The sequence below is a fragment of the Blautia stercoris genome (assembly GCF_054657695.1).
This window is the reverse complement of record NZ_BAAHYF010000001.1, coordinates 395,903-417,981: the sequence shown is the minus strand read 5'-3', so window position 1 is coordinate 417,981 and position 22,079 is coordinate 395,903. Positions and strand designations below refer to the sequence as shown.

Genomic DNA, 22,079 nt, shown 5'->3' with positions numbered 1-22,079 from the left:
GGAGGAAGATGCGATGAACAAAGTGATTTTAATGGGACGGCTTATAAAAGCTCCGGAGATCAAATATTTGCAGGATGATAACAAAACTGCAATGGCGCGATATACGTTAGCGGTTGACCGGAGGTATGGAAAAGACTGGGAAAGGGAAGCAGATTTTATTCCCTGCGTGACATTCGGAAAGAATGCAGAGTTTGCAGAACTCTATTTGAAAAAAGGAACCAAGATCGTCATCAGCGGACGAATCCGCACAGGAAGTTATACGGACAGCGAAGGAGTGAAAAGATATAGCAGCAATGTTGTTGTAGAAGAACATTTTTTTGCTGAAAGCAAGAAAGCATCCGATACGGATCCAAAGGATGAGAAAGATGGATTTATGAGTGTGCCGGAAGAAGCAGAGTTGCCGTTTGAGTAGACAGATCTCTGGAGCTTAAGCGGAAAAGCGCACTTATATACTTTAGCAAGTATGTGCGTCCTCCGGAAGGATACTTCTTTCTGAAAGCTATTCCAAAAGAAGTTTTCGGATTGCATCCGATGAAGGGGTATCCCTTCCGGCATAGATGCCTAACCCATAAAAAGAAAACATGAAAATAGAAATAAAAGGAGGAAGTTGATTATGGCAAAAAAAGAAAATTTTCAGGAATATGTAGTACGTACACAAAATGAAATCGCAGGGACTGGATTTTTAAAGATCAGCAGAGGCGTGAACGTCTGGTAAAGGTGTACAATGAACGATTTAACAGCATCCGTCCCCGTGAATACGATGGCAGTCATTTGACTTTTCCAGGAATGAATCCGGAAATAGAACTTCGCCCACATCAGAAAAACGCTGCCGCACACCAGCTTTATGGTGACAATGTACTTCTGGCACACGTAGTAGGAGCTGGGAAGACCTATGAAATGGTAGCGGCGGCAATGGAAAGTAAAAGACTGGGATTATCACAGAAGAATCTCTTTGTCGTGCCAAACCATTTGACGGAGCAGTGGGGAGCTGAGTTCCTGCAGCTATATCCGGGTGCCAATATTCTGGTTGCAACCAAGAAAGATTTTGAACCAGCAAACCGAAAAAAATTCTGTGCTAGAATTGCTATGGGCAACTATGATGCTATTATCATCGGTCATTCCCAGTTTGAGCGTATCCCAATCTCTGATGAGCGGCAGGAAGATATGCTGCGGAAGCAGATTGATGATCTGGAAATGGCAATCCAGAGTGCAAGGTATGAACAGGACGGTGGACGTTATACTGTCAAACAGATTGAAAAGACCAGAAAAACACTGCAGACAAGACTGGAAAAACTGAATCAGAAAGAGAAAAAAGATCAGGTAGTTACGTTTGAAGAACTGGGCGTGGATCATTTGTATGTAGATGAAGCACACAGCTATAAAAATGCGTTTCTCTACACAAAAATGAGAAATGTAGCCGGGATTGCACAGAACGAAGCACAGAAGTCAGCAGATATGTTCAATAAATGTCAGTATCTGGATGAGATTACCTGAGGGAAAGGCATTACCTTTGCTACAGGCACACCAATCAGCAACAGCATGACGGAATTATATGTTATGCAGCGGTATCTGCAGAACAGCAAACTGCAGAATATGGGACTTGGATTGTTTGATTCCTGGGCTTCCACTTTTGGAGAAGTTGTCACGAGCATCGAACTTGCACCGGAGGGCTATGCTTTAATAGGACGATAAAGTTAACTGTCCTAAATTGAAAATACATAAGGAAGGAGGTTAAGAGAATGTCAAGGACTTCAAAGATTACAGCACTTTATGAGAGATTATCAAGAGATGATGACCTGAATGGCGAGAGTAATTCCATTACCAATCAGAAAAAATACCTCGAAGATTATGCCCGTAGGAATGGTTTTGAGAATATCCGCCATTTTACTGACGATGGTTTTTCGGGTGTAAATTTCAATCGCCCCGGCTTTCAAGCGTTGATTAAGGAAATTGAAGCAGGCAATGTCGGAACATTCTAAGCAGACGCTTGTTGTTGACCCTGTGGCTTCTGAGGTGGTAAAGCGTATCTTTCTGCTTGCAAATGAGGGCAAAAGTCCACGAGCCATAGCGGAAATACTGACCGAAGAAAAGGTTTTAATTCCTGCCGCATATGCAAAGGAATATCACCCAGAACAGTACAATGGGATTAAGTTTGCAGACCCTTATATTTGGGGCATATCTGCCATTAGAACGATTTTAAGCAGACAAGAATATCTTGGACATACTGTTTTGAGAAAGTCGGTCAGCACCAATTTTAAATTGCATAAGAGAAAGACTACCGATGAAGATGAGCAGTATGTGTTTTATAACACCCACGAGCCTATCATATCGCAAGAACTTTGGGACAGCGTTCAGAAGCGAAAGAAACGAGTGAACAGAGCTGCGGCAAGAGGTACACATACCAACCGATTAAGCGGTTATCTGTACTGTGCCGACTGTGGCAGAAGATTGACCTTGCAGACACATTACAGCAAAAAAGACCGCTCCTTGCAGTATTCGTACCGTTGCGGTGGTTATGCGAGCAGGGTAAATTCCTGTACTGCTCATTCAATAAGTGCTGATAATGTTGAAGCCTTGATATTATCGGCAGTTAAACGCTTTTCAAAATTCGTTCTGAATGACGAAAAAGCCTTTGCTTTGGAACTGCAATCCCTTTGGAAAGACAAGCAGGAGGAAAAGCCGAAGCACAATCAATCGGAGTTGAAACGCTGTCAGAAACGCTATGACGAACTCTCTACGCTCATTCGTGGCTTGTATGAAAATCTTATATCGGGATTGTTACCCGAAAGACAATACAAGCAACTGATGAATCAGTATGACGATGAACAGGCTGAATTGGAAGCGAAAATAGAAACGATGAAAAAGGAACTTTCCGAAGAAAAAGACAGCACTATGGATATTCAGCATTTTGTTTCGCTGATACGCAAGTATAAAAATCCTACGGAAGTTTCCGATTTGATGTTTACCGAACTCATTGACAAGATTGTGGTGTATGAATACGAGGGTGTAGGTAAAGCAAGAACGCAAAAGGTTGACATTTATTTCAATTATGTCGGACAAGTCGATATTGCCTACACCGAGGAAAAACTTGCCGAGATAAAAGAGCAGGAAGAACAGGAAGAAAAGAAGCGATTGGAGAAACAGCGTCAGCGTGAAAAAGCCTATCGAGAGAAGCGAAAGGCGAAAAAACTTGCTGAAAACGGTGGCGAAATCGTCAAAACAAAGGTATGTCCTCATTGCCAGACAGAGTTTGTCCCTACAAGCAATCGACAGGTATTCTGTTCAAAGGATTGTTGTTATCAGGCAAGGCAGGATAAGACGAAAGCCGACAGAGAAGCGGAAAAAGGCGATCACTATTACCGTCAGCGTGTATGTGCTGTGTGTGGTAGTACCTACTGGCCTACACACAGTCAGCAGAAATTCTGCTCCGAGGAATGTAAAAAGGTAAACCACAACAAGAAAACCTTGGATTTTTACCACAAGAAGCAAAAGGAGGAAGCACTATGCAAAGATTTATTACAGACGAAAGAACAGGTATCCGATACGAACTCATCGGAGATTACTATTATCCCTGCCTGACAGTAGAGGAAAGTCCTCCCCTTTCAAAATATGGACGGTTGCGGCAACGATATTTGGGGGAACATAAGCGTGTGCTATATTTTAATCTGCTGACAAGCAGAAAGTTATATGAACACCTTGCCGAAATTGATACTTCGGCTCGTGATATGGCGGAATATCTGATAAAGGAAATGGCAAAGAAGCAGGGTGTAACGGAAGAACTGAAAGCAACGGATATGATGAGATGGATAGGATTGATGAATAACATTCGAGCCTGTGCCGATGAGATTGTATTGAATGATATTGTGTATTCCTAACGGATACCAACCGAAGAAGAACTGCTGTCAAACCAATGGCAGTTTTTCTTTTTCGGCAAGTATTCAAGAAGTCATTAAGTCGTGAGTATAATCGAAGTGGTAGAAAAGTTACCTATTATATCGGTTGTAACTTTTTTATGAACTCTATTGACAAGAAAACTTGGTATGTGTATAATTAAAATATGCAAAGAAAACTTGGCATGGAGGCGTTTTTATGAAAAAGGACGAAATCTTAAATGCAAGCAGAAAAGAACATCGCAATAAGGACTTGGCTGAAATGGAAGTGGTATATCAAGCCGGAAGTCACGCAAGCAAAGTTGGTGCTTTAGTGTGTTGTTTGCTTTCGCTGTTATCTTCTGTGCTTGCTCACACTATGATTTACAGTCCGTGGGTTATATACTTCAGCATTATTGCAACACAATGGTTAGTTCGTTTTATCAAAATGAAGCGAAAGAGTGATTTGGTCTTGACCGTTCTGTTTTTTGTGCTTTCCATTTTGGCATTTGTTGGATTTGTTAGCCATCTTTTAGAGGTGAGAATATGAAAGAACAATTACAACTGAAAAATCACTTAAAGGAAGTTCGCACAGAAGCAAATCTTTCTCAAGCTCAGCTTGCAGAAATGGTAGGGGTATCAAGAAATACCATTAGTTCTATTGAAACAGGACAGTTTAATCCAACTGCAAAATTGGCTCTAATTCTTTGTATTGCATTGGACAAAAAATTTGAGGAACTATTCTATTTTTAGGAGGTCATTATGGAAAATATTATAATGTTGATTTTGGGAGTGTTCATATCTGTTGTGGGAATTGTAAATATCAAAGGCAATATCAGCACAATTCACTCTTATAACAGGCGAAAAGTAAAGGAAGAAGATATACCAAAGTATGGAAAAACAGTCGGCACAGGAACGCTGATTATAGGAATATCTCTTGTATTAGGTTTTATTGTTTCGTTTTGGAGTGAAATAATTATAGATTATATCATTCTTCCAGCAGTTATTGTCGGATTAGGCTTTATATTGTATGGACAGTTCAAATACAATAAAGGAATTTTTTGAGAATCAGGGAGGTATAAAGATGGAATTGAACACAATATCAGGTCTGGCGATAGCGGGAGTTATCTGCTCCGTTGTCCTCTCGATGGGGGTACCGATTGCTTTGTTCATTGCAGGAAGGGTGAAGCTTAAGGCAAGGATTTCCTCGTTCTTTATCGGAGCAGGAACCTATCTGCTGTTTGCCATGCTGTTGGAGCAGCTGCTGCATGTTCTTGTCATTCAGTTCTGCGGACTGAACGCACAGAGCAGGCCATGGCTTTACTATGTGTACGCGGCTTTGGCTGCAGCGGTTTTTGAAGAGACCGGAAGACTGATTGCCATGAAGTTCTGGATGAAGAAATGGCTGGATTTTCCAAATGCACTGATGTATGGAATCGGGCATGGCGGTGTGGAGGCCATTCTGCTCGGAGGACTCTCCGGAATCAGCAATCTTGTGTCCATGCTGATGATCAACAGCGGAGCCATGCAGAATACGCTGGCGGCACTTCCTGCTGAGTCTGCAAACCAGACCGTGTCACAGCTGTCGGCCCTATGGACAACACCGGCACCACTCTTTTTTGTAAGCGGAATCGAAAGAATCAGTGCCATCATTCTGCATATCGGGTTGTCACTGCTGATCTACCGGGCGGTAAAGGCAGGCAAATGCAGGACAGCGGCTTTTACAGCGGTTCTTGCATATGGGATTCATTTTATCGTGGACTTCTTTGCCGTGGCAGGTCCGGCGCTTCTTCCCATCTATGTGATTGAAATTGGTGTCTTTGTGATGGCAGCCGGAACTCTTGTTATGGCGCTGAAGATGGGAAGGATGGAAGAACTGTGAATTCCAGTTTTCTGCTATCATAAAACAGAATATATCTGACAGAACGCACCGTAGAAATACGGTGTTTTTTGTTACCCCAAACCCACAATTTCATACACAACCACAGGTTAGTACAAATACCTTATGTGCGTTTTTGAAAGGCTTAGAAAGGGATATTTACCCCGATTTTCGCCCCGAGAAATGACACAAATAAGGCTGAATGTATCTTCTCTGTGGTTTTTATATTTTCGGCAGGAAAGGAGGATTGCTTGCTATGCCGAGAATGAGCAAGAAGCGGAAACAAGAGTGGGCGTTGTTTCTGAATGATCGAAACCGCATTACCTACAACGAACTTTGCAGAAAATGCAGGAATGACTGTAAGCAGAGTTTCCGCTGTATTGTGGTGCTTTGCCCGAAATATTTATCGAAAAGGAGAACAAAGAAAAATGATTGAAAATGAAATGACTGTCAGCGTGCCTCTTGAAGTTGTCAAGGCGAGTGAAATCGAGCCGAAAGAAGTGAAATGGCTATGGTATCCATATATTCCGGTTGGCAAGGTTACGCTGTTGCAGGGCGATCCCGGCGATGGAAAAAGCAAGCTAATGCTTTCCATTGCCGCCCTGCTCTCAAAGGGCGAACCTCTGCCCTTTACCGAAACGGAAGAAAACGAGTCTATGACTATCATCTATCAGACAACGGAAGATGACGCCGATGATACGGTAGTCCCTCGCTTCAATTCGGCTGGTGGGAACGGAGAAAACCTCATCTTCATCAAGGAAGATGAAAAATCTTTGTCCTTTGGGGATAACCGTATTCGTGAAGCGATTGAGATGTACCACGCAAAACTTTTAATTCTTGACCCGATGAGTTCCTATATCGGAGAAAGTTGTTCGATGAACAATGCCAACGAAACACGAGCCGAGTTTAATCATCTGATAGCGGTTGCGAAAGATACAGGCTGTGCGATTGTGATTATTGCTCATATGAACAAGATGAGAGATACCAATCCCCTTTACCGTACTAACGGTTCGATTGACATTGCGGGTGCTGCAAGAAGTATTCTTGCAATCACACGCACACCGAACAAGGAAGTACCTGCGGAAAGATATTTGGTGCAGGTAAAATCCAACCTTGCCCCGACAGGCTCTGCCATTCTGTTTGAAGTATCTGAGAAAGGTGTGGACTTTATTTCCGAAATGGAAATGACAGCGGAAGAAGCGTTCCAATCCCTCGCCCCGAAAATCGGCAGACCCAACGATAAGGAAGTCAAGGCGAAAGCATTTCTGATTGAAATGCTGAAAGACGGAGAAATGCTTTCTTCGAATTGTGAAGAAAAACTTGAAGCCGCAGGGTTCAGGAAATCGACCATTAAAAAGGCAAAGAAGAACGCAGGAGTTATCTCCCGAAAGAAAGGTTTTCTGTGGTACTGGTCTTTGCCGATGAGCGATATACCGAGAGAATAAATGTAGGCTGTCTGCTGATGGGACAGTCTGTTTTTATGATTGAGGTATCAAAGGAGGTCAAGGGGGAACACCCTTGCCCACGACATCTTTGCAGACGAAGTCTGAAAGTGTCATAGTGGGTTACACACATTCAAAGAATGTTGTGTAATGGCTTCGCCCTGCCGAGAAAGGAGAGCAAAAATGGCGAAAAACAACAAGGCGGATATGAGTTGTGCAAGGGTTAAAAAGTACACCGCTTCTGATGTGAGCAAGGCAGAAAGACACAACGAACGCAAGAATGAAACCTATGAAAATATGAAAGTGATTGAGGAACGCATACCTTATAATGTGCATTTCAAAAAGCCTTTTACTCCGACCTATATGGAGCAATTAAAGCAGATGGAAGCTGACGGTATGGTGTCGCTTCGTGGATTGAGAAAAGACGCAACGCTCTTTAACGAGATTGTGATTGATGTGAACACGATGTACTTCGAGCGTAACGGTGGCTACGAATATGCAAAGCAGTTTTATGAGGAAGCGTTCCATTTCATTGAGGAAAAATTCGGTGCTGAAAATGTAATATCGGCAGTAATGCACGATGATGAAATCAATATAGCGGCAACCGAGGAACTTGGGAAAAAGGTGTACCACTATCATCTTCATGCTATGGTTCTGCCTGTGGTGGAGAAAGAAATCCTATGGAGCAAGCGTTGCAAAGATGAAAAACTGCGAGGAACGGTTAAGGAAGTAGTCAATCAGATTAGCCATTCAAAGAAATGGAAATCGGATATTCCGCTGACCGATGAAAAAGGAAATCCACTTCTTAGAAAAAATGGGAAACCGATGTTCCGAGCTTCATACAGCATACTGCAAGACGAATTGTTTAATTATATGACGGAGCGAGGATTCAAAGGCTTTCAGCGTGGCGAATATGGAAGTACCGCCGAACATCTTACTTCCCTACAATATCAAATCAAGCAGGACAAGGAACGATTGGAGAAGTTGCAGAAGCGTATTCAGCGTGAACAGATGAAGTATGAGCCTGCCCGTAATGTTTCCAAAACCTATAACGAGATTGACAGTATGGGGCAGAAAACAATCACGGGTAAAATGGCAATCTCCAAAGAGGATTATTCTCAACTGACTGCCCTTGCCAAAGAGGGCATTACCAGTCGTGCAGAAATCAGCGAATTAGAACAGAATGCAAACTATTACCGACAGAAATATTTTGACTGTGCAAACGCACTCGAAAGAATGAAAACTAAATACAACGAACTGAAAGAAAAGTGCGGACCTTTTCTTCAAGCGTTGGAGCATTTCCCCGAAGTTGCTAAACTTTTTACCGAAAAAGTGAAGCAACTTTTTTCTTTTAAGGAAGCGCAGGAACGAGCCGAAAAAGAAGCAAGGGAAAAAGAACGACAGGAGCGTATCAAGGCTCGCAGGAGTAAGCGTGGTATGGAAAGATAACCTTTTCCATTATACTCACGACTTAATAACTTCTTGAACTATTGAAAATCTGCGGTTATTGGGTGTTCCAATATGAATGCCCCACAATCAAATCTTATGAAAGAGAGGAGCGGACTATATGAAAGAACAGAAACATTCTTATTCGCAACGCATAGGAAAAACAACATTCATCGTAAATGTAAAGCAGTCCGAAAGTGCCAAAAAGCCTTTGAATACGGTGTTTCAAGACATCTGCAAGCACGAGGTTTTGGGCGATTTCTTTACGGACAAATCATTTAATTTAGAAAATCCACAAAAAGTATCTTGACAAACTCGACCCCGAAGGAACAGGATATCGAGCAAAATCAAGATTCGCCAGATTCTATAATATCCCGGAACTGATGAATATGTTTAAGAAAATTGCTGATATTAAGACTTCCGATCAATTAAAACTCCCTGTGCCGGAAGCAGAATATGAAACTGTAGTATTGAAGCCAACCGATCAGCAGAAAGAGATTGTAGAAAGTCTTGGTGAACGTGCAGAAGTAGTAAGGAATGGCGGTGTGGATGCAAGTGTGGATAACATGCTGAGAATTACCAATGATGGTAGAAAACTTGCATTAGATCAGCGACTGGTCAATGATTTACTGCCGGATGATCCAGGAAGTAAAGTATCTATTTGTGCAGAAAAGAGTTATGAAATTTGGAAAGACACAGCAGCACAGAAATCAGCACAGTTGATTTTCTGTGATTTGAGCACACCGAAAGGCGATGGCAGTTTCAATGTTTATGATGACTTGAAGAAGAAACTGATGGAGAAAGGTGTACCGGAAAAAGAGATTGCTTTTATTCATGATGCAAATACAGAAGGTATCATTGACCAGGAAGAAGCATTGAAATTATACGATGTCGGAGCAGATATCTATCTGAACACTAATTTTTCGTCACCAATCTATGTCACGGAACGCATGGAAATCGAACGAGGACCGGAGCATTATCAGATGTCCATGGCAGAACGGGAGCGTTTCCGTAACCTGGAATGGGAAATGCAGAAATATCCACAGATTCAGTCTTTGAAAGAGGCAAACTTGTTGTTAGGAACAAGGCGAACCTTTGGTATTTATCAGATCAAGGACGATTCACCGGGCGAAAACTATGCATTTATGAATATGAGTTTTATTGAAAGTCATGGTATGCAGATAAAAAAAGAAGATTATAAGCTGGTCTATGTTGGCGAATTACTGGGAAATATGTCACTGGATGATATTTTTGAAAGATTTAATATTGATAGACCGAAAGATTTCCGTGGGCATTCCCTGTCAGTCAGTGATATCGTAGTTCTGAATGATGGGGAAAAAGTAACAGCTCATTTTGTAGACAGTATCAGTTTTGAACAGCTAGATTCTTTCCTGAATCTGGAAGAACAGGTTCTTAGTGAACTGGCATATGAGGTAGGAGAACGTTACTTTGCTATTCAGAGAACAGAAGAAGGATATGATTATTCCTTTTACGATGAAGATTTCCGCCTGATGGATAGTGGCGTCTATGAAAATGATGAAATTTCTATTGAAGAAGCGGCAGAGGAACTTCTGGAAGACGAAGGCTGGACTGGAGAACGCATCCGTGGGGATTATGATCAGTTGATGGAAAAAGTGGAAGAAATGGATGAGGTTGTAATGGCAGAGATTCAGAAAAGCCAGGGCGAATATAAGCCTTTGGCAAAGGTGGAGGAACTGGAAGAGGCGAATTATAACATGATTGATAACGTCCTCAACAATATGCCACCGAAGAAAGAGCCTTATCTGGAATACTTTGCCACAGAATGCGATGAGTTCCATGACATGGGAGCTTATGAAAAAAGTACAGATGTTAATCAGATAGCTGCAGTCTATAAAAAATATAGGGAGAATCCAGAAACTGCGTATCTGGGATGCTCGATGGGAATTATCTATCGTGATCCGGAAGACCGTTACTACGATGATGCTGAATTTGCAATCGTAAAAGGAAATACAGTACTTGGAAATCTGATGGATGATGTTCGGTTTTATGGAGAACTTGCACTGGTACGGGAAGGGATTGAGAAAATTCATGAAGCATTGCCGGACTATAAGTATGTACCGATGAGGGATGTTCGAGAAGCAATGTATCCAGAGAAGATGACCACAGAACAGCTGGCAGAGGCAATGGATGAGATTGCAGAAGCTTTTGATCCGTATGAGTATCGGGATAATGTTGAGATGGGAGAAAATACGGTACAGGAAGTAATGTTGGATTTACAAAGCGGTAATATTCATTATTATGTTTCTTACTTGAAGGATATTGTAGACGAAGAATGCGACCAGTCTGTGCGTGCAGGTGTATTGATGGAAAGACTGAAAGCTTATGAACCGGAACTTCCCAAAGGTATGGAACCAATGGTGTATGTAAACTTCTGTGAAGAGAGTAATTTCATGAATCCAAGATGTCAGAAGTTATCCGAGTTGGATGCAAAAACAGCAGAAATGGATAAAGAATGGTATACAAAACGTGATCCGAAGACAGAGGAACCTACAAAAATCGCAAAGATATATGTGACGGTATATTATGCGGAAAAAGGCGAACAGATGCTGCATCATTTCAAGAAATCAATGGATATTGGAAATGGACATGGCGGTATTGTGAGTCAGTTAAAGTATGATAATGAAATGAAGCTTACAGATGAGTATTGGATCAATTACCAGAAAGGCAAAGGAAGTGAAGAGTTCCAAAAGTATATGTAAGATCTGATGGATATGCAGAATCATGTACTGCCGTATTTGCAGAGCTTTTGCAGTCTGGAAGAAAAAGGTGTGAAGGAGAGACGAGAACAGCAGGTGGCAGAGAAAAATGAGAGCAGAGAAGCTGTGCCGAGAGCTGGTGTTGAAATAAATACAGCAGTTAAGGACGCAGGGAAAGCTGAAAGAAAGGCAGTAGCACAGAAAAAGACAATGCCAGAAAAAGAAAAGAAACCGTCAATCCATGAATGCTTGGAAATCAATAAGAGAATCATCCAGGAAAAGCAGGGAAAAGATAAGCCGGAGAGAGGAGCTGATTTGGGTGTAAGGACAGTGTAGTATAAGCACAATGAGTCGGAGGTCACGGATGATAACGTGGCTTCCGGCTTTTTTGTTTTGAATATTTCTGGCAGAAAGAGGAGGTGTTCTGTTCATAGATGAAGCGTATGCTATGAAGAGTGACACAGCTATTACAGTGCTGCTTCAGGAAATGGAAAATCAAAGAGAAAATGTGATTGTCATTCTTGCAGGATACAATGAAAGAATGAAAGTATTTATGAAGAGAAATGAAGGATTGAAAAGCAGAATACCATATTGAATTGATTTTCCAGATTACACAACAGAGGAACTTACAGATATTTTTAAGCTGATGATCCATGAAAAAGGATTCTGTGTGACAGATGACGCAATCAAAGAGGCGCATTATATCTTTGAAAAAGTTAGAAATATCGATGATTTTGGGAATAGAAGATATGTACGTAATTTGATGGAACGTGCGGTTAGACAGCAATCCGTAAGATTACTTTCACAAAGAAGAAATCTGGGTGATATTCAAAAGGATGAACTCTTTCAGATTACGAAAGAGGATATCCAGATGCTTGGAGAGGGAGAAAAGAAGGAGAGAAAACCGGAAACGGCTAGAAAAGAATTAGATGACATGATCGGTTTAGCTTCTGTTAAAACAGTGATTCATAAAGCGATTGCCAAACATAAGATAAACAAGCTTTGTATGGATAAAGGTCTTCGAATGGAAAAATCTTCTTTACATATGGTCTTTACAGGAAATCCGGGGACAGCTAAAACCACAGTAGCCAGGCTATTTGCAGAAATTATGAAAGATGAGAAAGTATTATCGACAGGCGTGTTTGTAGAAGTGGGGCGTGCAGATCTTGTTGGTGATCATGTAGGCGCTACAGCACCATTAGTTAAGAAAAAGTTTAAAGAAGCACAAGGAGGAGTCCTTTTTATTGATGAGGCTTATTCACTGTGTGACGGCTATGACAATGGATTTGGCGATGAGGCAATCAATACGATCGTTCAGGAGATGGAAAATCATAGGGATAATGTGATTGTAATCTTTGCCGGTTATCCGGAACCAATGAAGGCGTTTCTTGACAGAAATCCGGGTATGCGTTCCAGAATTGCATTTAGCGTAGAATTTGATGATTACACTGTTGAGGAACTTTGTGAGATTACAAAATTGATGCTTTCAAGAAAACAAATGACAATCACAGAGGCAGGAATGAAAAAGTTAAAAAAGAATTTCGAGAGCGTAAAAGATAGCAGAGACTATGGAAATGGAAGATTTGCGAGAAAAATGTTGGAGAATCTTATGACCTGGCAGTACAATGGCAGCAAGTCAACCATTGATGAGTTTCGGACATTGAGCCGGGAAATGCAATATGAAGTGATTGATTTTATAAAAGACTTTATGATTTACGAAGAACTGACAGTTAATGGAAAAAACTATTTATTAGTTCACGGAGGATTGGGAAATTACTATCCGGGAAAAGATATTGAAGAATATTCCTTAAAAGAATTGATATGGGACAGGGCTGAGTATGATATCCAATATTTTGAAGATACATACGTGGTAACAGGACATACACCGACACAAGGAATTATGGGGAATCCAAAACCGGGTTATGTATACAGGGAGAATCATCATATTGCGATTGATTGTGGCTGTAATCGAAGAAATGGACGTTTGGCTGCAGTTTGTCTAGATACAGGACGGGAATATTATGTTGAAAATAAGGTGGGAAAACGAAATGATTGATTTACAATATGCGAAGAAAGCTTTTGAAAACTATTTGAATGATTATGACCAAAAAAATGAAAAGATAAAGTTGAAGATTGTGCATACTCATGGAGTGATGGAATGCAGTAAAAAAATTACAGAAGATATGAAACTGTCCGCAGAGGATTGTGAGCTCGCTCAGATTATTGGATTGTTACATGATATTGGAAGATTTGAACAATTGAAATGTTACAACAGTTTTGAACCGGGAACGATGGATCATGCAGCATTCGGTGTGAGAATTTTATTTGAGGAGAGACTGATTCGGCGTTTTGTCGAAGAAAATAAGTGGGATGAAATTATAAAAACAGCAATAGGACATCATAGTGATTACTGCTTAAAAGGAATTACGAATGAGCGAGAATTGATGCATGCTCAAATCATACGTGATGCAGATAAACTTGACAATTGCAGAGTGAAGCTCGAAACAGCAATTGATATTCTCATGGGAGTTACTGCAGAATAGGTAGGAATGTCAGAAATTACGCCAGAAGTTATGCGGCAATTCAAAAATCATAAATCAGTTCTATTAGAGACAAGAAAGACAAAGATGGATTATTGGATATCTTATCTTGCATATTTTTATGATATAAATTTTAAAGCGACATATGAAAGTATAAGAGATAACCATTATGTGGATAAAATTATAGGAAGGATTCCGTATACAAATCCAGATACTGGAAAACAGATGGAACAAATAAGAAACGAAATGAATCTATATATTCAAAACGCTATAAATGAGAATGGAAATTACAGATAAATATAATTGAGATTTTGAAGGCGATTTACAATTTTCAGCATAGTGAACAGAAGATGAATAATATATGTAAGGTGGTAGGAAATGGCTTATTACATAACAGGAGATTGCCATGCACATTTTGATAAGTTAATCTGGTTGGCAAGATTCAATAAAGAACTTGGAAAAGAGGATGTGATCATTTTATTGGGGGATGTCGGATTAAACTATTTTGGGGCTGACAAAGATCGGGAGAAAAAAATACTTGCGGATTTTCCAAATTATTTCCTGTGTATTCATGGAAATCATGAGGAAAGACCTTATCATATACAAACTTACAGAACACAAATTTGATTAGATTATTCGAAATGGTATTTCGGACATTATCATGACAATATTCAATATACAGATGCTCAACTACTGTATGAAGAAATCAAAGAGTTAGGAGAAGCAGATTCTGTTCAGAAAGTAGGAAGACCAAGGTACAGAGTAGGAGAAATGGTGTATTTTACCTTTGGAAAAGAGGACGCAAGGGAAGGATACGAAACGGATTACCATGGTTTGAATCAGAACAGCCGGATGAAGTGATAAAAGAATATGTGGAACAGCAGTTGGATAAAGCCAAGTGGAATGTGGATATCGTACTCTCGCATACAGTACCGATTGAAGCGGAACCCGTGTGGGCGTTTATTCCAGGGCTTGATCAATCAGCAGTGGACAAGACAACGGAAAAATGGCTACAGAAGATTTATGACAGGTTAGATTTCACAGAGTGGTATGCAGGACATTACCATGTAGAAAGTGAGGAGTGTGGAATACGAATTATGTATGAAGATTATGATGAAATTTGTGCTGAAAAGGAAAAGTTTTGAATATCATAGCAAATAAACTCATGCTAAAGGGGAAAGAGTATGCGATCAGCTTTTTAGATGGCGGTGGATGATGACATCCTTGTAAAGAATCCATTCGGATTTCAGCTTGCCGGAGTATTGGTAAATGACGCAGTCACAAGAGAGGCAATTTCCAAAAACCAGATGAGAAAGTTCCTAAAGTTTGTGCATGACGATGTGGTGTACTGTAAATATTATGAAGTGGTGTACATACTCTTTCATACGGGAACGCGAATATCAGAATTTTGTGGACTGACGCTGAAGAACATTGATCTTGAGAACAGAACCGTAAATATCGACCACCAGTTGCAGAGAACATCGGATATGCGATATATCATAGAAACCACAAAGACTGATGCCGGAACAAGGGCACTGCCAATAACAGAAGGATGTAGCAGAAATGTTTCAGGCAATTATCGAGGACAGGAATGCTCCAAAAGTGGAAAAATCCATTGATGGCTACAGTGGGTTCCTTTTCTATGATGATAATGGAATGCCCCTTGTGGCAATGCACTGGCAGCACCAATTTAATCATATGGTCGGCAGATACAACGATATCTACCGGGTACAGATGCCAAATATTACACCGCATGTGTGCCGCCATACCTACTGCTCGAACATGGCAAAATCGGGAATAAATCCGAAGACTCTTCAATGTTTGATGGGACATTCGGACATAGCAGTAACTTTGAATGTCTATAACCATGTTGGACTTGAAGATGCGGAGAAGGAACTTCACAAGATGCAGAGTATGGAAGATGCTAGAAAAGAGATGGGACTTTCAGATAAGGATGATAGACCATTAAAACAGAATATGTTCAAAGTAGTGTAGTGAGTTATAAAATTAGCACTTAGGCAGAAATTAATATGATACCTCTGAAGTAGACAAGGTAAATAACCAAAATCTACTTTGGAGGTATTTTTATGGGAAGAAAACCCAAGTGTACGGTTGAAGAAAAAATTTCTGCTGTCGAGGATTATCTGAATGGAATACGTTCTGTCTCTGAAATTATGGTAGATTTATCTATAAAAAGTACACGAACTATAAGAGACTGGATACTGGCATATCAAAGTGGGGGAATAAAAGCCCTCTGCTCTGTTACAGCTAACCATTCCTATTCCAGTGAATTTAAAATTGAAATGGTTCGGAAGTATATCAACGGGGAAGGATCGGTTACCGATTTATGCGCCAGATATGGAATTCCTGCACATGCAACACTACAAAAATGGATTTCGTTGTATAATGCCAATAGAGAACTTAGGGATTATGATCCCAAGAGGGAGGTCTATATGGCAGAAGCACGAAGAAAGACAACGTTAGCTGAACGTAAGGAAATCGTTGAATACTGTATTACCCATAACCGTGATTATAAAGGAACAGCTTCTCTATATGATGTTTCTTATAGCCAGGTGTACTCATGGGTCAGAAAATATGATGCTGTTGGGGAAGATGGACTGTCCGATAAACGCGGGCACCACAAAACGGATGATGAAGTCGATGAACTGGAACGGCTGCGCCGGGAGAACCTGCGACTAAAGCGCCAGCTTGAAGAAAAAGATATGGTGGTGGAACTGTTAAAAAAAGTGAAGGAATTCGAAGGAATGTGAGGCTTGGAAAACTACGGTTTGAATCAAAATATCAGGCAATAAAATATTTTTACGAAAAAAAGCAATGGAGTGTCAACTGGATGTGCAAACAATTGGGCATATCACACGCTGCTTACTATAAATGGCTACACCGGACAATTCCAGAGCAGGAATCCGAGAACACAAAACTGGCAGAACTGATAAAGGAGTATGACGAGCGGTTCGGACATATCTTGGGATACAGGCGGATGACAAGCTGGATCAACCATTTCAATCACACCAGCTACAGCAAGAACAGGGTTCACAGAATCATGAGGAAGCTGGGAATTCATTCTATTATCCGTAAAAAGAAGAAGAAATACCAGTCGTCCAGACCGGAGACAACAGCGGAAAATAAGCTGAAGAGGGAATTCAATGCAACGAAACCTAATGAGAAATGGGCTACGGATGTTACGGAATTCAAGGTTCCTGAGACTGGCAGGAAACTATATCTCAGTGTCATCATTGATCTATATGATCGCTTTCCAGTTGCGTATGTCATAAGCGGAAGAAATGACAATAAGCTCGTGTTTGACACATACGATAAGGCTCTCAAAGATAATCCGGATGCCAGGCCGATTTTTCATTCTGACAGAGGTTTTCAGTACACGAGCAGAATATTTCAGAAAAGGCTTCGAGAACAAGGCATGGAACAGTCTATGTCCCGTGTTGGACACTGCATTGATAATGGTCCTACTGAAGGATTATGGGGGATTATCAAATCAGAGATGTATTGTATGTATAAGATAACCGACGAGATATCTTTACGTTCGGCAATCGACAAATATATAAAATTTTATGCCGAAGAAAGACTGCAGGAAAGATTCCATTGCAAAACGCCACTGGAAGTACGAAGCGAAGCATTATCAGCGGAAACCCCGATACAATATCCGATTGCTGAGAACAAAAGAATAGAAGCATACAAAGCAAAATGGTGTGCATAAACGTCTCATAACATAAATATCCGCCACACTGAGTCAAATGTGGCGGATATCTATAAACTTATTTTAGATTTTTTACTTGTCTACTTGACAGGGGGCTGATCAAATGTCTAGGTGCCTTTTGGTGTTAGCGCCACTTAACGATTGTGGGTGTCAAAACACCCGTTTAGTGATATAATGAACTTCGTATATTCATTTAAATGGAGGTGCTTATCATGGCAGTCCCAAAAGTTGACGGACAATTTATAGCAGAGGCTATTAAATATATTGATGAGAATGGAGTTCCTTGGCACAATACAAGTACCAAGTATGAGTTTGTATGGGAAAACGGTAATACCTATCCACCAAAGTATGTCATCGCAGTAGCAAATCATTTGCAGAATGGTGCAGAGATAGATGTATCTGGATATAATGCTGTCGAAGCAAAAAACTATCTTATTGCAAAAGGATATGAGATTCAGATTAAGCAGACAAAATACGAAATTACTATAACATCAGATTCTGTTACTTCTACTGATGATTCATTCACTATGGATAATATTAGTGCAGGAGATGTGTTCAAGCCTTTGGATGCATCATTTGTTGCTGTCGATGGAACTGTTATCAAAAGAAATTATGGGAAAGGTGAGAGACGGAATACAAACCAAACTTTACCACGTATTGCGTTTCAAATTTATGAAAAACAGATTGCAGCCTTGCCAGTAGAAGAAAAAGAACAGTTTCCAATTTGTCAATACGCTCCAGATAAGGAAATGATTCGTGGAATTTATTACAGCAAGGACGAAGCAAAAGCACACAATATAAATCCGTTCAATACAATGTCGTATGATTATGATGATGGTAGACAGTTTGTAATTTATTCATGGAATATCTTTACAACTCTTAGATTTGTTCAGGAGTGTTTGACACGTTTCGGTAATCCGGGAGATTCCTTCAAATTGGTTTATCGTGAGAAGGACGAGAAGGAAAATGCAGAGGAAGAGGCAGCAGTTGTAGAGGAAGTAAAACCAGCAGAATTTAATGGCTATCTGAATCCATATTCTACTATGCTTGTGGAATCTAAGAACATTATATTCCGAGGTGCTCCAGGAACTGGAAAGACTTATCTTGCAAAAGAAATTGCTACTGACATTATTAGCAATGGATATTTTAATGATTATACGATGCTTACAGATGAGCAAAAGCAACAGGTAGAGTTTGTCCAATTTCACCCAAGTTATGACTATTCGGATTTCGTAGAAGGACTCCGTCCAAAGACGAATGAAGATGGTTCTATGGGTTTTGAATTGCAGGATGGCGTGTTTAAGAAATTCGTGGATAAGGCTAGAAGAAACTATGAGAATTCTAAAAAGTCCACAGAGGTCATTGCAAATGAATTATCTGTTCAAGAAGCAATGAAAGAGTTCTTTGATGATGTGGACACAGGAAATAACACATTCAAGACTAAAACGGGTACAGAATTTACAATCACAGATGTCGATGATGAGCATATTTATCTTTCAATACCACAAAATGCATCCATCAACAGTATCCGATTGAATATTTCTGAAATTAGACAGATGTTAGAGTCTGGAAGAGAATTTAACAAATTAAAAGATATTACAGAATTTTTCAATATCAATTTTACACAGCAGAGATATTCCTACAATCTTGTTATTTTTAACGAGATTCAGAAAAAGAAAAAGGCTGCAAAGATTATAAGACAGGAAGAGTTGAAGAAATATGTATTCATCATTGATGAGATAAATCGTGGTGAGATATCTAAGATTTTCGGAGAGTTGTTCTTTGCTGTTGATCCAGGATACAGAGGTGTGGCAGGAGAGGTTTCCACCCAGTATGCAAACCTTCATGCTGATAGCAATGAAAAATTCTATATCCCAGACAACGTTTATATTATTGGTACGATGAATGATATTGACAGATCTGTAGACAGCTTTGATTTCGCTATGAGACGAAGATTCCGTTTTGTGGAGCTTCGTGCAGATGAGCGCCTTGAGATGCTTGATAACTTGAACAACGAAGAGAAAGAGGCTGAGGCAATTGCCAGAATGTCAGCTTTGAATGTGGAAATTGCAGCAACAGAAGGTCTGAATGAAAACTATCAGATTGGTGCATCCTATTTCTTGAAGCTGAAGAATATTGACTTTGACCAGTTATGGTCAGATTATCTACATCCGTTGTTACAGGAATATATAAATGGTATGTATGATGAAGAAGGTATTATGGAGCGATTTAAGAAAGCATATAACCAAGGGAAGTCGGATGGAGTTGATGTAGATGAGTCGAATTAAAATAAAAGATAATTCGAGAATACCTAAGGCGTCATTGTCTGGCATATCACTTCTGACAAGCAAAATTGCAGATAAAACTTTGGAGCAGTTGGAGAATGAAGGGATATTTGTATTCCCGGAAATTCTTAGAGATGCAGATGATATCACAAAAGACCAGATGATTTTACAGAGTGTAAACAATTATTATTTGTCAAGCAATGTCATGGGCTTCATGGGACTTGGAGATGAGAAGCTCATAGTTGAATCAAGATTTAGTGGTAACGGGCAGGACTTCCTGTTTCAATATTTGCTTGAGAGAGTATTTGATGTCCCGAATATTGTGGATTTGGAAACAGATGCGAACAATGATGATTGTGTTTTCAATCTGCTTGTTTTTATCTTCCCACATTACTTAAAGAGTGTCATGCGTAAGGGTGTCTTTAAGACTTATGTGAGAAAAACATACAATGACAGCAATGTTAAGGGAACGATAGATATAGCGAGACACATTGTTAAGAATACACCATTTGTTGGTAATGTAGCATATTCGCAGAGGGAGTATTCCTTTGATAATGATTTGATGGAATTAATCCGTCATACGGTGGAGTTTATCAAACATAAGTCATACGGACATAAACTGCTTGCACAGGCTAAGGATGAGGTCAAGGATGTTGTAGCGGCCACTCCTAACTACGAGATGTGTAACCGACAGAAGATTATCGATGCAAATAAGACCAATACCATTAGACACGCATATTACCGAGAATATTGTGAACTGCAGAGCTTGTGTCTACTTATCTTACAGCATCAGAAACATCAGATTGGAATGGGAAGCAAGAAGGTATATGGATTGCTCTTTGATGGCGCATGGCTCTGGGAAGAGTATATGAATTCAATTGTGGACGAGATTTTCTATCATCCGATGAACAAAGCTACAAAAGGTTTTCAGCGTTTGTTTGACCATAATCGCGGACTTATCTACCCGGACTTCATCAGCAGAGACTCAGAGGCACGAGTGATTGCAGATGCGAAGTACAAACCGATTGATAATATTGGAAACAAGGACTATCTGCAGGTATTGGCATATATGTTCCGATTTGATGCCAAGAAGGGATTTTATTTTTATCCTGAAATGGGAGAGGAAGAAGATGCTGTTATGTGGCTCAATCGTGGTTCGACTTATGAGAAGAATGTAGAGGCACGAGAGGATATTTGTCTCATCAAGCACGGATTTCAGATTCCGACCGGGATAGATGTATATAGTGTTTTCACAGAGCAGATGCGATGTAATGAAATCAAATTCCTTGATGGAATTTTAACGTCCGTGAAATAGGAAAAATATACCTTTTAACGATGCACCCCCTCGGTTTAGAAATACTCCAAAGGGGGTGCAAAATCCAGAGTAGTAATCCCGAAAATTTTGACTACGATTTTACTACGAATGAGGGGTGTGAATTGCACTGTTTTGCCGTATTTTGCAAAATCGGCACTTAAAATGTAACTTTTATAAATAGAAGAAACAAGTCGGCAAAATGCCCCAAAACACGGCATTTCTCGGCTTTTTATGATAGGAGAATTTTATGATAAGAGTTTTATTCATCTGCCACGGCAATATATGTCGTTCAACTTTATCAGAGAGTGTATTTACTTATAAAGTAAAAGAATTAGGTTTGTCCGACAGATTCGTCATAGACAGTGCTGCAACCAGCACAGAAGAGATTGGAAATCCTCCTCACAGAGGCACAGTAAACAAATTAAGAGAAACAGGAATTCCATTAGTGCCTCATAGAGCAAAGCAGATTTCGTTGTCAGATTATGATAAGTTTGACTATATCATCGGAATGGATACTGCAAATATACGAAATTTGAACCGGATATTAAAGGGAGACCCAGAGGGAAAAGTGTACAAGTTTCTTTCTTTTGCAGGTTCGGGAAGAGATATAGCAGATCCATGGTATACAGGTGATTTTGATACAACGTACAATGATGTAATTGAGGGATGTGAAGGATTTTTAGAATATCTGAAACAAGAAAATAAAATCTGATTTAACCGAATCAAGTAAGTTTTCTGTTTCAATTGTAAAAAGCAATAAGTAGAGATGGGAATTTGCTGGTATCAGGTTGACTAAAAAAACAGGGAAAGTAAGAGTGGTTTTTGCTACTTA

21 protein-coding genes and 5 pseudogenes are annotated in these 22,079 nt (G+C 40.0%); all 26 read left to right on the top strand.

Translation table 11 applies throughout. The features are described from left to right. Positions 1-13: 13 nt before the first annotated feature. The 26 genes and pseudogenes from ACYQ2D_RS02125 to ACYQ2D_RS02000 all read left to right on the top strand — a co-directional run bounded on the left by ACYQ2D_RS02125 (position 14) and on the right by ACYQ2D_RS02000 (position 21,959). On the top strand, positions 14-412 hold the full coding sequence (locus ACYQ2D_RS02125) for a single-stranded DNA-binding protein (protein ID WP_459784505.1): 399 nt from the start codon (positions 14-16) through the stop codon (positions 410-412). Positions 413-669: 257 nt separating this feature from the next. Then, positions 670-1,671 (top strand): annotated as a pseudogene (locus tag ACYQ2D_RS02120) (DEAD/DEAH box helicase family protein); the annotation flags it as partial. 68 nt (positions 1,672-1,739) lie between these two features. Beyond that, positions 1,740-3,579, top strand: a pseudogene (locus ACYQ2D_RS02115) (recombinase family protein). Next, complete coding sequence (locus ACYQ2D_RS02110) at positions 3,504-3,875, top strand: TnpV protein (protein ID WP_459784504.1); 372 nt, start codon at positions 3,504-3,506, stop codon at positions 3,873-3,875. The pseudogene ACYQ2D_RS02115 and the gene ACYQ2D_RS02110 overlap by 76 nt, the downstream one beginning before the upstream one ends. A gap of 214 nt (positions 3,876-4,089) precedes the next feature. Beyond that, positions 4,090-4,419, top strand: a complete 330-nt coding sequence (locus ACYQ2D_RS02105) for a DUF6442 family protein (RefSeq protein WP_118030115.1) — start codon at positions 4,090-4,092, stop codon at positions 4,417-4,419. Next, entirely contained in the window at positions 4,416-4,622 is a 207-nt protein-coding gene (locus ACYQ2D_RS02100) for a helix-turn-helix transcriptional regulator (RefSeq protein ID WP_003865061.1), read from the top strand. The genes ACYQ2D_RS02105 and ACYQ2D_RS02100 overlap by 4 nt, the downstream gene beginning before the upstream one ends. 9 nt (positions 4,623-4,631) lie before the next feature. Continuing rightward, positions 4,632-4,934 carry a hypothetical protein gene (locus ACYQ2D_RS02095; RefSeq protein WP_008121271.1) on the top strand — a complete coding sequence of 101 codons (303 nt, stop codon included), beginning with the start codon at positions 4,632-4,634 and terminating at the stop codon, positions 4,932-4,934. Between the two features lie 19 nt (positions 4,935-4,953). Then, the gene (locus ACYQ2D_RS02090) at positions 4,954-5,751 is read left to right on the top strand and encodes a YhfC family intramembrane metalloprotease (protein ID WP_227159429.1); all 798 of its coding nucleotides are present in this window, start codon (positions 4,954-4,956) and stop codon (positions 5,749-5,751) included. 253 nt (positions 5,752-6,004) lie between these two features. Continuing rightward, positions 6,005-6,184, top strand: a complete 180-nt coding sequence (locus tag ACYQ2D_RS02085; protein WP_199589890.1) for a hypothetical protein — start codon at positions 6,005-6,007, stop codon at positions 6,182-6,184. Further along, complete coding sequence (locus ACYQ2D_RS02080; RefSeq protein WP_459784502.1) at positions 6,177-7,193, top strand: AAA family ATPase; 1,017 nt, start codon at positions 6,177-6,179, stop codon at positions 7,191-7,193. Before ACYQ2D_RS02085 ends, ACYQ2D_RS02080 begins: the two co-directional genes overlap by 8 nt. Positions 7,194-7,373: 180 nt before the next feature. Next, positions 7,374-8,639 (top strand): plasmid recombination protein, encoded by a 1,266-nt coding sequence (locus tag ACYQ2D_RS02075; protein ID WP_459784501.1) that lies wholly within the window; start codon positions 7,374-7,376, stop codon positions 8,637-8,639. A 118-nt stretch (positions 8,640-8,757) separates the two neighbouring features. After that, a complete protein-coding gene (locus tag ACYQ2D_RS02070; protein WP_117816165.1) occupies positions 8,758-8,946 on the top strand; it encodes a transposase in 189 nt (62 codons plus the stop codon). 1 nt (position 8,947) lies between these two features. Then, positions 8,948-9,487, top strand: a pseudogene (locus ACYQ2D_RS02065) (hypothetical protein); the annotation flags it as partial. Positions 9,488-9,493: 6 nt separating this feature from the next. Then, positions 9,494-11,710 (top strand): annotated as a pseudogene (locus ACYQ2D_RS02060) (YodL domain-containing protein); the annotation flags it as partial. Between the two features lie 61 nt (positions 11,711-11,771). Further along, positions 11,772-11,969, top strand: a complete 198-nt coding sequence (locus tag ACYQ2D_RS02055) for an AAA family ATPase (RefSeq protein ID WP_459785295.1) — start codon at positions 11,772-11,774, stop codon at positions 11,967-11,969. Between the two features lie 51 nt (positions 11,970-12,020). Then, on the top strand, positions 12,021-13,430 hold the full coding sequence (locus ACYQ2D_RS02050) for an AAA family ATPase (protein WP_459784500.1): 1,410 nt from the start codon (positions 12,021-12,023) through the stop codon (positions 13,428-13,430). After that, entirely contained in the window at positions 13,423-13,917 is a 495-nt protein-coding gene (locus ACYQ2D_RS02045; RefSeq protein WP_459784499.1) for an HD domain-containing protein, read from the top strand. Before ACYQ2D_RS02050 ends, ACYQ2D_RS02045 begins: the two co-directional genes overlap by 8 nt. Positions 13,918-13,923: 6 nt before the next feature. Beyond that, the gene (locus tag ACYQ2D_RS02040; protein WP_459784498.1) at positions 13,924-14,211 is read left to right on the top strand and encodes a hypothetical protein; all 288 of its coding nucleotides are present in this window, start codon (positions 13,924-13,926) and stop codon (positions 14,209-14,211) included. Between the two features lie 81 nt (positions 14,212-14,292). Further along, positions 14,293-14,541 carry a metallophosphoesterase gene (locus tag ACYQ2D_RS02035; RefSeq protein ID WP_459784497.1) on the top strand — a complete coding sequence of 83 codons (249 nt, stop codon included), beginning with the start codon at positions 14,293-14,295 and terminating at the stop codon, positions 14,539-14,541. A gap of 230 nt (positions 14,542-14,771) precedes the next feature. Then, positions 14,772-15,059 (top strand): hypothetical protein, encoded by a 288-nt coding sequence (locus ACYQ2D_RS02030; RefSeq protein ID WP_372554419.1) that lies wholly within the window; start codon positions 14,772-14,774, stop codon positions 15,057-15,059. Between the two features lie 57 nt (positions 15,060-15,116). Next, positions 15,117-15,909: pseudogene (locus ACYQ2D_RS02025) on the top strand (site-specific integrase); the annotation flags it as partial. Positions 15,910-16,001: 92 nt separating this feature from the next. Next, complete coding sequence (locus tag ACYQ2D_RS02020) at positions 16,002-16,685, top strand: helix-turn-helix domain-containing protein (protein ID WP_459784496.1); 684 nt, start codon at positions 16,002-16,004, stop codon at positions 16,683-16,685. After that, on the top strand, positions 16,682-17,647 hold the full coding sequence (locus tag ACYQ2D_RS02015; protein WP_459784495.1) for an IS3 family transposase: 966 nt from the start codon (positions 16,682-16,684) through the stop codon (positions 17,645-17,647). Before ACYQ2D_RS02020 ends, ACYQ2D_RS02015 begins: the two co-directional genes overlap by 4 nt. Before the next feature lie 212 nt (positions 17,648-17,859). Next, a complete protein-coding gene (locus ACYQ2D_RS02010; protein ID WP_459784494.1) occupies positions 17,860-19,935 on the top strand; it encodes an McrB family protein in 2,076 nt (691 codons plus the stop codon). Further along, complete coding sequence (locus ACYQ2D_RS02005) at positions 19,922-21,247, top strand: 5-methylcytosine restriction system specificity protein McrC (protein WP_459784493.1); 1,326 nt, start codon at positions 19,922-19,924, stop codon at positions 21,245-21,247. The genes ACYQ2D_RS02010 and ACYQ2D_RS02005 overlap by 14 nt, the downstream gene beginning before the upstream one ends. Before the next feature lie 247 nt (positions 21,248-21,494). After that, complete coding sequence (locus ACYQ2D_RS02000; RefSeq protein ID WP_372554422.1) at positions 21,495-21,959, top strand: low molecular weight protein-tyrosine-phosphatase; 465 nt, start codon at positions 21,495-21,497, stop codon at positions 21,957-21,959. Positions 21,960-22,079 lie beyond the last annotated feature (120 nt).